This is a genomic window from Pseudomonas sp. ANT_J28 (assembly GCF_008370005.1).
Classification (GTDB): Bacteria; Pseudomonadota; Gammaproteobacteria; order Pseudomonadales; family Pseudomonadaceae; genus Aquipseudomonas; species Aquipseudomonas frigoris.
Window position 1 is genome coordinate 154,487 of sequence record NZ_VOBM01000010.1, and the last position, 11,789, is coordinate 166,275.

Consider the following 11,789-nt stretch of genomic DNA (forward strand, 5'->3'; position numbering starts at 1 on the left):
AGGCGAACCTGGCGGTTTGATGCTCATCGGCGCAAGGGCACCTCTAAAAACGCTGGCAAAGGTGTCACGTGACAAGCGCTCACGATGAAGATGACCGTTCGTCAGTGGTGACTGACGAGTCATTCATTATCGCGGCGTGTAAACTGCGCGCCAGAACCTGCGCTGCGCATCACCTTGTACTGCCATCGCCCTGTCTTTAGAGGTGCTCTTGAAACCAACAGTCAGCCTACGGCGAGCGCAAAACCGACCGTATCTTGACCGGAACGCCTATTCCGGTCAATACGGCAAAATGGCCAGTCATAAGCCGCGTGACTTTGATTTCTCTGGCTTTGAGCCGATTCAAACAAACGTTTGTATTGGACGCTAGGAGTGGTGTAGATATAATGCGCCACCTTAGAGAGAAAGGTGGTTCATCGATTGTCCTCTTCCTGCATTGCGCAGGGATTCATGGATGCGACACCAAACCTCCAATTAGAAAAAAAACTGTTGAGCCTTGAGTAGGAGATAACCTGTGGAACGCGAATACATGGAATTCGACGTGGTCATCGTCGGTGCCGGCCCCGCTGGTCTTTCCGCCGCCTGCCGATTGAAGCAGAAGGCCACCGAAGCCGGTAAGGAAATCAGCGTCTGCGTGGTCGAAAAAGGCTCCGAAGTCGGTGCTCACATCCTGTCCGGCGCCGTGTTCGAACCACGCGCCCTGAACGAATTGTTCCCGGACTGGAAAGAACTCGGCGCGCCGCTGAACACGCCGGTCACTCGCGATGACATCTTCGTTCTCAAGAACGCTGACAGTGCGCAGAAGATTCCTGACCTCTTTGTGCCCAAGACCATGCACAACGAAGGCAACTACATCATTTCCCTGGGCAACCTGTGCCGCTGGCTGGCTCAGCAGGCCGAGAACCTGGGCGTGGAAATCTACCCAGGCTTCGCCGCTCAGGAAGCGCTGTTCGACGAGAACGGCGTGGTCCGCGGGATTATCACCGGCGATCTGGGCGTTGACCGCGAAGGCCATCCGAAAGAAGGCCTGTACACCCCGGGCATGGAACTGCGTGGCAAGTACACGCTCTTCGCCGAAGGTTGCCGCGGCCACATCGGCAAGCAACTGATCAAACGCTTCAACCTCGACAGCGATGCCGACGCACAGCACTACGGCATCGGCCTGAAAGAAATCTGGGAAATCGACCCGGCCAAGCATCAACCAGGCCTGGTGGTCCACACCGCCGGTTGGCCGCTGGATATCATGGGCACCGAGAACACCGGTGGCTCGTTCCTCTATCACCTGGAAAACAACCAGGTCGTAGTCGGTCTGATCGTCGACCTGTCCTACAGCAACACTTACCTGTCGCCGTTCGACGAGTTCCAGCGCCTCAAGCATCACCCGGTACTCAAGCAGTACCTGGAAGGCGGCAAGCGCATCAGCTACGGCGCTCGCGCCATCAGCAAAGGCGGCTTGAACTCGCTGCCGAAAATGGTCTTCAAGGGCGGCGCGCTGATCGGTTGCGACCTCGGCACCCTGAACTTCGCCAAGATCAAAGGCAGCCACACCGCGATGAAGTCCGGCATGCTCGCCGCTGAATCCGTGGCCGAAGCGCTGTTCGCTGAAAAAGACGGCACTGAAGAGCTGACCACTTACGTCGACGCGTTCAAGAAGAGCTGGCTCTACGACGAACTGTTCGCCAGCCGCAACTTCGGCCCGGCGATCCACAAGTTCGGCGCCATCGTCGGCGGCGGTTTCAACTGGCTCGACCAGAACATCTTCGGCGGCAAACTGCCGTTCACCTTGCACGACACCAAGCCGGATTACGCTTGCCTGAAACTCGCGGCCGACTGCAAGAAGATCGACTACCCGAAACCGGACGGCAAGATCAGCTTCGACAAACTCAGCTCAGTGTTCATCTCCGGCACCAACCATGAAGAAGAACAGCCGTGCCACCTGAAGCTGACCGATCCGAGCATCCCGATCGCCAAGAACCTGCCGCTGTACGATGAGCCTGCCCAGCGTTATTGCCCGGCCGGCGTGTACGAAGTGGTGACCATGGAAGACGGCGAGAAGCGCTTCCAGATCAACGCCCAGAACTGCGTTCACTGCAAGACCTGCGACATCAAGGACCCTGCACAGAACATCACCTGGGTGGCGCCGGAAGGTTCTGGCGGCCCGACTTACCCGAACATGTAAGTCGAATGCCTGAACATCAAGGCTCCCGAACGGGGGCCTTTTTGTTGTCTGTCAGGCAGCGCGTTCGTCACCGGGATTACGCTCGAAGTAGCGCTTGTACTCGCGACTGAACTGCGACGTACTTTGATACCCGACCCGATGCGCCACCTGCGCCACGCCCAATCCCTCGCCCAGCAATAACTGCTGGGCCCTGAGCAAACGCAAGCGCTTCAAGTACTGCACTGGCGACAACAGCGTACTGCGTTTGAAATGCTCATGAAAGGTCGACGCACTCATGTTCGCGCAACTGGCCAGGGTTTCGACGTTCAGCGGCTCGGTGTAATGCGCATGCAGATGACTCAGGGACGCCGCGATCCGGGCGAACTGCCCTTGTTGCTCCACCAGCGCTCGCAATACATCGGCTTGCGGCCCGCGCAAAGCGACGAACAACAACTCGCGCAATCGCGCCTGCCCCATGACCTGGCATTCCAGCGGATCGTGCAGGCAACGCAGCAGCCGTTCAACACAACCACGCATCGCATCGTCGAGCACCGCCGAGGTCATGGACTCTGGCGTTTGCGCCGCAATACTACGCCCCGGCGCCAGCCCCATGGCCAAGACCAACTCACCGAGCAACACCCGGTCAATGGCGATGGAAACGCCCAGCATAGGGCCATCGGGTGCTGAAAACGTCTCGCATTCGAACGGCACCGGCAATGCCTGAATCAAATAATGCCCGGCGCCGTACTCCAGCGTACGCGGCCCCAGATACGCCAGTTTGCTGCCCTGCGCGATGATGACCAGACTCGGCTCGTAAATTTGCGGGCCGCGAGCCACATCACAACTGGCCCGCAAAACCTGCACACCCGGCAACGCCGTGGGCGCGAAACCATCGCGATTAGTCAAAGGCTGAATCAGCGAAACCAGCGTGGCATTAGCATCGAGATGACGGGTCAACAACATGAGGGCTCTTCACAAAAAAGTCGCAGATACAGGGATGAAAGCATCATCGCAGGTCTGATGGCCAATGCGACGCATTGAAGGCTGATGCCGGAGGATTAGGCATGACACCCGGAGGAATCGCCATGGCCGGTGGCCGGTACGGAGCCCAGAATGCGCCACCTCACCCGTCACAGCTTTTGCGAGGTTCATCATGTACACCGCCATCGGATACGCCGCCCAGTCGGCCACCACTCCCCTCGCCCCCGTGAAATTCGAACGCCGCAGCCCTCGGGCCGACGACGTTGCGATCGATATTCTCTACTGCGGCGTCTGCCATTCCGACATCCATCAGGCACGCAACGAGTGGGGCATTGCCGTTTACCCACTGATGCCCGGCCACGAGATCGTAGGCAAAGTTACCGCCATCGGTGCGAACGTCACGAAACACAAAATCGGCGATCTGGTCGGCGTCGGCTGTATGGTCGATTCCTGCCGCAGCTGCGAAGCCTGTCAGTCCAACCTCGAGCAATACTGCCTCGAAGGTCCGACCATGACCTACGCCACCCCGGACCGCGTCGATGGCAGCAACACCATGGGCGGCTACTCCGACAGCATCGTGGTCAGCGAACACTTCGTGGTGCGCATCCCCGAGAAACTCGACCCGGCCAGCGCCGCGCCGATCCTGTGTGCCGGCATCACCACCTATTCGCCGCTCAAGCACTACGGCGTGAAGGCGGGCGACAAGGTCGGGATTCTCGGCATGGGTGGCCTCGGCCACATGGGCATCAAGTTCGCCAAGGCAATGGGCGCTGAAGTCACGCTGTTCACCCGCTCGGCGAGCAAGGCTGAAGAAGGTCGTCGCCAAGGTGCGGACCACGTGATCGTGTCCACCGATGCCGAACAGATGAAGGCCGCCGCAGGACATTTCGACTTCCTGCTGGACACCATTCCGGTGCAGCACGACCTCAACCCCTACCTCGATACGCTGCGTTTCGACGGCGTGCACATTCTGGTGGGCCTGATCGAACCGATCGATCCACCGGTCCACGCCGCCAAACTGGTATTGGGCCGTCGTGTGCTGGCCGGCTCGCTGATCGGCGGCATCGCCGAAACCCAGGAAGTGCTGGATTTCTGTGCCGAGCACAACATCACCTGCGACATCGAAATGCTCGACATCCGCCAGATCAACGAGGCTTACGCCCGCATGATTGGCGGTGATGTGAAGTACCGTTTCGTGATCGACATGGCAACGCTCAAGGTCTAAACCTTCGCGCCAAGTTCTGCCGAGAGCCGAGCCGTGACCCCTTTGATCAGGGGAATCAGCTCGGCCATTTTCTCCAGCGGCATATATGGCACGGTGCTGGCGATGCTGATGCCGGCAACGATGCGCTTGCTGGCATCACGGATCGGCGCCGCCACACAGCGGATCGACGGTTCGTTATCTTCCAGATCGAACGCATAACCGCCTGCCACATACTCGACCATGCGCTGCTGAAACTGCTCCCAGGACTGCTCCGGGTGCTGCGGCCAGAACTGATTTTCCCCACCCGCCGGCAAGCTGACTTCGTACAGCCGCTGCCATTCTTCCTGCGTGTCATCGAGCATCAGCGCCTTGCCGATCCCGGTGCGCGCCAACGGCATGCGATGACCAACCCGCGAACGCATTTCCGGGCCATTGCGCCCCGGATTCTTGTGCAGGTACAGCACCTCGTCGCCTTCACGAATCGCCAGGTGAATGGTGTCGCCGGTCAACGCCGACAACTCATCCAGATACGGCCCGGCCAATGTGACCAGCGGCAATTCTTCACGCGCCTGGAAGCCTAGCTCGATCAACTTCGGCCCCAACAGATAACCGACTTGCGGCACCACACGCAGATAACGCTCGTCCACCAGGCAACTGGCCAGACGATGCGTTGTGCTGCGTGTCGTGCCGATCAACCGGGCGATTTCCTTGAGATCGCGGGCGCCACTGGCCACCGCCTGAACCACACCCAGACCACGAAGCAATGTCTGGGTGCCGGTCGGTGCGGCGTCCTTGGCGATTTTTGGGGCGTCTTCCTGCATATCCAGCCTTTACCGTTGAGCGAGTGAACGGGCGGCATTATGGTCGCCCGATGGCTGCGACTACAACTTGATACGCTCGACTTTGCCGACCAGCAAGATGTAGGAAAGCGCGCCAATCAACGCCAGAACCGAGATATAGGTGATCGCGGGAGCGAACGAATCACCGGTAGCGAGGAAACCGATGACGATCGGCGTGGTAATCGCCGACAGGTTGCCGATGAAGTTGAACACCCCACCGGTCAACCCGAGCAATCGCGCCGGGGCCAACGTTGAAACCAGCGACCAGGTGATCGAAGCCAGCCCGTTACCGAAGAACGCCAACGCGAGGAAGGCAATCACCAGCGGTGTCGACTCGACGAAGTTGGCGCCGATGATCGAAGTGGAAATCAGCAGGCCGCCAATGATCGGCAACTTGCGGGCGAAACCCACGGTGTAGCCGCGGCGGATTAGCCAGTCGGAGAAGAACCCCGAACAGAGCACACCGACGAAGGCGGCGAGAAACGGCAGCGACGCCAACAGGCCGGACTTGATGAAGTCCATGCCGCGATATTTCACCAGGTAGGTCGGGAACCATGTCAGAAAAAACCACAACGTCGAGTTGAGGCAGAACTGCCCGAGGTAGATACCCCACAATTTGCGTTTGGTCAGAACGATGCCGAGGTCGGTCCAGCTGAATTTCGCCTTGACCTTGGCTTGCTCAGCCTGGATATCCACCAGCCCGCCGCCCTCGCGGATCAAGTCGATTTCAGCGTCATTGGCGCCTTTAAAATCCCGTGGCTCGCGGTACACCGCGTACCAGATCACCGCCCAGAGAATGCCCACCGCACCGGTGCTGACAAACACCATGTGCCAGCCATATTGATGTTGCAGCCAGGCCAATACCGGTGTCAGGAACGCCAGACCGACGAATTGCCCGGAGGTATAGAAACCAATGGCCGTGGCGCGTTCGCGCTCGGGGAACCAGGTGGTGACCACACGGCTGTTGATCGGGTACGCCGGCGCTTCCAGTGCACCGACCGCCATGCGCAATACGAACAGTGCGATGAAGCTGGCGGCGAAGCCGAGCATCACCGTGGCGATCGACCATAGCAGCAATGCGACGCTATAAAGAATCCGCGGCGGCACCCGATCCACCAGCCAGCCGCCGGGGATTTGCATGGCGGCATAGGTCCAGCCGAATGCCGAGAAAATCAGCCCGACGTGGATCGGGTCGATGCCCAGTTCGCTGGTCAGCGCCGGGGCGGCGATGGACAGGTTGCTGCGGTCCAGGTAGTTGATCACCACGGTGATAAACAGCAGCACCATGATGAAAAAACGCTTGCGACTGGGCGTCACCAACGACGCCTGCCCGGTGAGGGTTTGCGGTTGCATGGGGAATGCCTCTTCTTATGTTTATTGAGGTCGATGTAAAGACTTGCACTGCACCCTGTGGGAGCGGGCTTGCTCGCAAATGCGGTGTATCAGCCACCATTTAAGTCGACTGACACACCGCTTTCGCGAGCAAGCCCGCTCCCACAGGGGGAATGTGTGGAGTCAGGGGGAACTCACCACTCGGCAAAACTGCCATCGGCATGGCGCCAGATCGGGTTGCGCCAGCGGTGGCCGACTGCCGCGCGCTCGATCACATACTCCTCGTTGATCTCGATCCCCAGGCCCGGGCCATTCGGGATTTTCACGAAGCCTTTGTCGTAGTCGAACACCCGCGGATCCTTGACGTAATCCAGCAGGTCATTGCTCTCGTTGTAATGAATGCCCAGGCTCTGCTCCTGGATGAACGCGTTGTAGCAAACCGCATCCAGTTGCAGACACGCCGCCAGTGCAATCGGGCCCAACGGGCAATGCAGCGCCAGCGCCACGTCGTAGGCTTCGGCCATGTTGGCGATCTTGCGTGTTTCGGTGATGCCGCCGGCGTGAGACGCGTCCGGCTGGATGATGTCGACATAACCTTCGCTGAGCACACGCTTGAAATCCCAGCGCGAGAACAGCCGCTCACCGAGGGCAATCGGGGTGCTGGTCAGCGGCGCCAATTCTTTCAGCGCTTCGTAGTTTTCGCTGAGCACCGGTTCTTCGATGAACATCAGTTTGTACGGGTCGAGTTCCTTCATGAGGACCTTGGCCATGGGCTTGTGCACCCGGCCATGGAAGTCCACGCCGATGCCGACGTTCGGCCCCACCGCATCGCGCACGGCGGCGACGTTGGCCAGGGCCAGGTCGACTTTTTCGAAGGAATCGAGGAATTGCAGCTCTTCGGTGCCGTTCATTTTCACCGCAGTGAAACCACGCTCGACGGCTTCCTTTGCAGCGCGAGCGGTGTCCGCCGGGCGGTCGCCGCCGATCCACGAATAGACGCGAATCTTGTCCCGCACCTGACCGCCCAGCAGATCGCTGACCGACACACCCAGGGCCTTGCCCTTGATGTCCCACAACGCCTGATCAATACCGGCCAGCGCACTCATGTGGATTGCGCCGCCCCGGTAGAAGCCGCCGCGATAAAGCACGGTCCAGATGTCTTCGATGTTGCGTGGGTCTTTGCCGATCAGGTAGTCGGACAATTCTTCAACGGCGGCGGCGACAGTGTGAGCGCGGCCTTCGACCACGGGTTCGCCCCAGCCGGTCACGCCCTCGTCGGTTTCGACCTTGAGGAAGCACCAGCGCGGCGGAACGATGAAGGTGGTCAGTTTGGTGATTTTCATCTTGTGCTCTCTTTTTATAAGTGCAGCTCTTATAGATGTAGCGAAGTCGGCGCCAAAAAGTCTTAACGCAGAGCGTTCCATGCAGCGACATACGCCTTGGCGTTTACGGCCACTTCCTCTGGTGTCATGCCCGGCTTGAACAACCCCGAACCGAGGCCGAAGCCTTTGACGCCCGCGTCGATAAACACCTGCATGTTGTCCGGCGTGATTCCGCCGACCGGCGCCAGAATCGTTCCCGCGGGCAGCACCGCGAGCCAGGCTTTGACGACTGCCGGGCCCATCTGCTCGGCCGGGAACATCTTCAGCACGTCCGCCCCTTCGGCCAATGCGGCGAAGGCTTCAGTCGGCGTCGCCACACCCGGCGACAGGAACAACCCCGCCGCTTTCGCTGCGCGCAACACCTTGGGATCGCTGTGCGGCATGACAATCACTTGCCCCCCCGCCGCTTTCACTTGCTCGACCTGCTCCGGCGTCAACACCGTACCGGCACCGATCAGGCAATCGGCGGGCAAGGTACTGCGCAGGATGCGGATACTTTCGTACGGCTCAGGGGAATTGAGCGGCACTTCGATGACGCGAAATCCGGCGGCGTAAAGGACTTCGCCGATGGCCGCCGCTTCTTGCGGGCGCAGGCCACGCAAAATCGCGATCAGACCGTTTTGCGCCAATGCTTGCTTGAGCATGTCAGACCTCCAGTCAGGTTTAACGGGATGGGTTGGATTTGATCAGTCCGGCGGCAACCGCCAACTGCCACAAGCCGCGTTCGGTGGCTTGTTCGGCCAGGGTCACCCGGGCAAAACCACAAGCGTCGAGCGCCCGTCCGTAGCGAGCACAGAGTTGAGAGTTACCGATGAGGACGATCGAAGGCAGATGAACGCTGTTGCGTCGGCGGCGCTGCACGCTGGCCAGCGCCGACAGCTCATGGCCGATCAACAAGCCGGACAAGTAATCCGGTTGAGCGGTGGCGCTGAGTTCGCCAGTCAACCCGAGGCTGCGGGCACTGAACACTGTCGACAGCGGCCCCATCTCGCCATCCGCCGACAGCGCCACCTGCACCCCACGATCAAAGGCTTGGCCATCGAAGGACGCGCCCTTTTGCTGGGTGCGCCCCAGAATGCTGTGCTCGCTGAGCACGGCGAAGACTTCACCAGTCATGAAGGTATCGAAATGCACGATGCAGCCGTCGGCCACTTCCACCCATTTCGAATGACTGCCCGGCAAGCCGATCAACAGATCGTTGCCCGCCTCGTCCGGCAGATTGTGCAGAACGCCAAGCACCTGGGTTTCTTCACCACGCATCACGTTCGGCAGGCGCGAACGCTGAATCACGCCCGGCACGATGTGCACATCGACACCGCGAAGACTGCGAACCGTCTGTAGGGAAGTTCCGAGATTGGCGACGTTCGCCGGCGTATCGCGGTAAGCCGCTTCACGCCAGCCTTGTGCGCTGCCGACCATGCCGCACGCAATCACCGGCAAATGGGGCTGCGCGTCGAGCCAGTCACCGCAGGCCTCATCGAAGGCCAGTTCAAAACCGTCGGTACATTCCTGACCCGCGATCATTCGCGGCGTCCTGGGCAGCTGCATGATCCCCGACGACAGCGAACGCTGTTCGAGCACCTGGCCACCCGCGGCGAGTTTGTAAGCACGTAATGAGGTTGTCCCCCAATCGAGCGCGATCAATTGCGCCAGCATCGCTTCACCTGTTTTGTTTATTGGCAGTGAGTGAGCTGGACTATAGACCCGGACGCATAAAAATCTCAATATATAAATATCGATCCCACATTGTGTGGATTTACAGGTGTACCAAGATTTTCTACGTCGACGCTTTAAAATGCCCGGCCATTGCAGCCGTACCCCCACTCAATTAAGAAAAATGAAGATTGCTTCAAAGGCTCTGCTGTTATGCAGCGTGCTCTGGTCCATGGCGGCATTCAGCGCATCGAAAGACTTGAAGGTCGGTGATATCTGGGCCTACAAAAACCGGCCGGGCGAGGATGGATCGACTCTCACGATCCTGAAAATCGAAAATTATCCGAAACTGGGCAAGGTCGTTCACATCAGGGTCGATGGCTTTCGGATGATCAATCCTGTGACAGGCAAGGAGTTCAACGACATGCCTCACTTGCCCTTCCAGGCAAAAGCTCTGGAGCGAAGCCTCGCTAACCGTGTGGGGGAAACTTCAGAGATTCCGGATTTCAGTCAGGGCTATACGGCGTGGAAAGCGGCGTTTTCCGAAGGGAAGGCCGGGGCTTTCAAGATTACCGTTCGACAAGTCCTCGACGGATTGATCAATAGTAATTGGGAAGCCAGTGACTGAGTGAGAGGCTGCTTTTTCCCGGCAAACAACCTCGCATCACCTAGGCTTGTTTTACTGTTTAGAAATAGCCTTCAACAGTTCCGCGGTCGGCACGTGCATGACCTTGGAGAAGTACGTATTGTACGTGGTGGTATGAACTCGAAACACGCACGAAATAAAATCACGTTTCTTCAATAGCGGAATCAGGGCCTCTCCTTCCAAATAATCCTCTCCTCCTTTTCCGCTTTCTGACTCACTAAAAATGACATTCGCTCGATAGAGCAATGGCGCCGGCTCAATCACTTTTTCTACCAAGCCAAAACCGGAACGCTGTATATGGTGTGCTTCGGCAAAATCCAGATCATCTTCTAAAGAACAGACAAGCCCCTCACCTATTCGCGACTTGAATAACTGGAGAAGCTCCACATCGGAAGTGAAATAAATTTGGTAAAGCCCAGTATTACGAAGTTCCTTTACACTGGAGTATTCAAGCGTTGCGATAGGTCTTCCATGATTGAGAGAACAAGATGCACTCAGCAAGATTGTTAAAAACAAAAAAAACTTATGCATCCAGAATCACTCCCTAAAGTAGCTCAAAATCGACTCGTTGAATATTTGCCGAGCAGACTTGCCACCAGGCAATGTCTGCACAAACATCCTGTCGGCATCGGCATGGTTGACGTCCACCCGCCCCATGACATTAGGTCCCTGTGTTACTTCCCACTGTTCACCAAAGTCCGCGACCAGATCCGACACATTCCAGTCGACCGCTGCAGCCCGAATGTTTACCCAGTAGTCAGCCTTGGGTATTGGCTCCCGTCTATAGATACTTGAGATGCCGTAGACGATTTTCCCTTCACCTACTGGATCCAGTGTAATCAGCATTTTTACTCTGAAGCCTTTGTCTGTCAGCACACTGGAAAGGTGGGCACCATTCCAACCACCGAGGCTGTGGCCAACAATGTAAATTGCGGTGGAGCAATTAGGTATTCGACTCAACACATTGCGTTCAAGATCATCATTACTAATAAACGAATTATAACTGAGCACCCACGATGGACAGCGCTTCAAAATCTCCAACTGCTTTGCGTCGTCAACAGCAATCCGGCGCACATAATCGATATTATTATTGGGTCCTGTACCGTAATAACTCTCCTGATCGCCCGCACCACCAATAAAAAATATAACCAAGTCTCGCAAAGTAACAGCTACTTGTTTAATAGACTGGTCCGTTTTACAGGTCAATGTATGGGTTTTTACTTCTCTTTTAGGCAACTCTTGTTTCACCGCTGCATCACCAGCCATGCCAGTCACTCCACAAACAATTTAATGGTCTCGGCCAAATGAGAATTGACGGTGTGAGTAAACCCGGACGCATCCGTAACGCCATGCTCTTCGCTGCCGTCACCACGCTGAATGGTGTATGGGTGATAAGGAATCGGCTCACCGGTTGCGTCATTCACCACTTGTAATCTGTCGGTGAAATGCACCGGCATCGCAAGTAACCCACTAGGGAAGGTCTGAAGTACCCACCGATTTTTCATGCCCTCTCTGCTTGAGGTTCAAAAAATCATGAGTCGGTCGAAAAACAGGCCTTTCCTGTCCTTAATTCATGGTTCTTTCCTCTAGTCGCGCT

11 protein-coding genes and 1 pseudogene are annotated in these 11,789 nt (G+C 57.6%); 3 read left to right on the forward strand and 9 right to left on the reverse strand.

Annotated features, from left to right (window positions below; translation table 11 throughout):
• Positions 1 to 511: 511 nt before the first annotated feature.
• Positions 512 to 2,176 (forward strand): electron transfer flavoprotein-ubiquinone oxidoreductase, encoded by a 1,665-nt coding sequence (locus tag FQ187_RS09755; protein WP_149629302.1) that lies wholly within the window; start codon positions 512 to 514, stop codon positions 2,174 to 2,176.
• Positions 2,177 to 2,227: 51 nt separating this feature from the next.
• Here the strand turns inward: FQ187_RS09755 and FQ187_RS09760 are convergent, their stop codons facing one another.
• Complete coding sequence (locus FQ187_RS09760; RefSeq protein ID WP_046049104.1) at positions 2,228 to 3,118, reverse strand: AraC family transcriptional regulator; 891 nt, start codon at positions 3,116 to 3,118, stop codon at positions 2,228 to 2,230.
• Positions 3,119 to 3,308: 190 nt separating this feature from the next.
• Between FQ187_RS09760 and FQ187_RS09765 the strand changes: the two genes are divergently transcribed.
• A complete protein-coding gene (locus FQ187_RS09765) occupies positions 3,309 to 4,361 on the forward strand; it encodes an NAD(P)-dependent alcohol dehydrogenase (RefSeq protein WP_149629303.1) in 1,053 nt (350 codons plus the stop codon).
• Here FQ187_RS09765 and FQ187_RS09770 read toward each other — a convergent pair.
• The 5 genes from FQ187_RS09770 to FQ187_RS09795 all read right to left on the reverse strand — a co-directional run bounded on the left by FQ187_RS09770 (position 4,358) and on the right by FQ187_RS09795 (position 9,549).
• Positions 4,358 to 5,161 (reverse strand): IclR family transcriptional regulator, encoded by an 804-nt coding sequence (locus tag FQ187_RS09770; protein WP_149629304.1) that lies wholly within the window; start codon positions 5,159 to 5,161, stop codon positions 4,358 to 4,360. The two genes, FQ187_RS09765 and FQ187_RS09770, sit on opposite strands and share 4 nt — an antisense overlap.
• A 60-nt stretch (positions 5,162 to 5,221) precedes the next feature.
• Positions 5,222 to 6,532 (reverse strand): MFS transporter, encoded by a 1,311-nt coding sequence (locus FQ187_RS09775; RefSeq protein ID WP_149629305.1) that lies wholly within the window; start codon positions 6,530 to 6,532, stop codon positions 5,222 to 5,224.
• Between the two features lie 173 nt (positions 6,533 to 6,705).
• Positions 6,706 to 7,854, reverse strand: coding sequence for a galactonate dehydratase (dgoD, locus tag FQ187_RS09785; protein ID WP_008152275.1), 1,149 nt, complete (start codon positions 7,852 to 7,854; stop codon positions 6,706 to 6,708).
• Between the two features lie 62 nt (positions 7,855 to 7,916).
• The gene (locus tag FQ187_RS09790) at positions 7,917 to 8,537 is read right to left on the reverse strand and encodes a 2-dehydro-3-deoxy-6-phosphogalactonate aldolase (RefSeq protein WP_149629307.1); all 621 of its coding nucleotides are present in this window, start codon (positions 8,535 to 8,537) and stop codon (positions 7,917 to 7,919) included.
• Positions 8,538 to 8,556: 19 nt separating this feature from the next.
• Positions 8,557 to 9,549 (reverse strand): 2-dehydro-3-deoxygalactonokinase, encoded by a 993-nt coding sequence (locus FQ187_RS09795; protein WP_149629308.1) that lies wholly within the window; start codon positions 9,547 to 9,549, stop codon positions 8,557 to 8,559.
• Positions 9,550 to 9,655: 106 nt separating this feature from the next.
• Here FQ187_RS09795 and FQ187_RS09800 point away from each other — a divergent pair, with 106 nt between their 5' ends.
• The gene (locus FQ187_RS09800) at positions 9,656 to 10,174 is read left to right on the forward strand and encodes a hypothetical protein (RefSeq protein ID WP_256667287.1); all 519 of its coding nucleotides are present in this window, start codon (positions 9,656 to 9,658) and stop codon (positions 10,172 to 10,174) included.
• Between the two features lie 51 nt (positions 10,175 to 10,225).
• Here FQ187_RS09800 and FQ187_RS09805 read toward each other — a convergent pair whose 3' ends face one another.
• From FQ187_RS09805 to FQ187_RS09815, 3 genes and pseudogenes are all read right to left on the reverse strand, one after another.
• On the reverse strand, positions 10,226 to 10,723 hold the full coding sequence (locus FQ187_RS09805; protein WP_149629309.1) for a hypothetical protein: 498 nt from the start codon (positions 10,721 to 10,723) through the stop codon (positions 10,226 to 10,228).
• A 6-nt stretch (positions 10,724 to 10,729) separates the two neighbouring features.
• Positions 10,730 to 11,458 carry an alpha/beta hydrolase gene (locus tag FQ187_RS09810; protein ID WP_149629310.1) on the reverse strand — a complete coding sequence of 243 codons (729 nt, stop codon included), beginning with the start codon at positions 11,456 to 11,458 and terminating at the stop codon, positions 10,730 to 10,732.
• A gap of 5 nt (positions 11,459 to 11,463) precedes the next feature.
• Positions 11,464 to 11,664: pseudogene (locus FQ187_RS09815) on the reverse strand (hypothetical protein); the annotation flags it as partial.
• Positions 11,665 to 11,789 lie beyond the last annotated feature (125 nt).

Coding starts and splice junctions, on each gene's coding strand:
- FQ187_RS09760 (WP_046049104.1), bottom strand. CDS start 3,118: ATGTTGTTGACCCGTCATCTCGATGCTAATGCCACGCTGGTTTCGCTG.
- FQ187_RS09765 (WP_149629303.1), top strand. CDS start 3,309: ATGTACACCGCCATCGGATACGCCGCCCAGTCGGCCACCACTCCCCTC.
- FQ187_RS09770 (WP_149629304.1), bottom strand. CDS start 5,161: ATGCAGGAAGACGCCCCAAAAATCGCCAAGGACGCCGCACCGACCGGC.
- FQ187_RS09775 (WP_149629305.1), bottom strand. CDS start 6,532: ATGCAACCGCAAACCCTCACCGGGCAGGCGTCGTTGGTGACGCCCAGT.
- dgoD (WP_008152275.1), bottom strand. CDS start 7,854: ATGAAAATCACCAAACTGACCACCTTCATCGTTCCGCCGCGCTGGTGC.
- FQ187_RS09790 (WP_149629307.1), bottom strand. CDS start 8,537: ATGCTCAAGCAAGCATTGGCGCAAAACGGTCTGATCGCGATTTTGCGT.
- FQ187_RS09795 (WP_149629308.1), bottom strand. CDS start 9,549: ATGCTGGCGCAATTGATCGCGCTCGATTGGGGGACAACCTCATTACGT.
- FQ187_RS09805 (WP_149629309.1), bottom strand. CDS start 10,723: ATGCATAAGTTTTTTTTGTTTTTAACAATCTTGCTGAGTGCATCTTGT.
- FQ187_RS09810 (WP_149629310.1), bottom strand. CDS start 11,458: ATGGCTGGTGATGCAGCGGTGAAACAAGAGTTGCCTAAAAGAGAAGTA.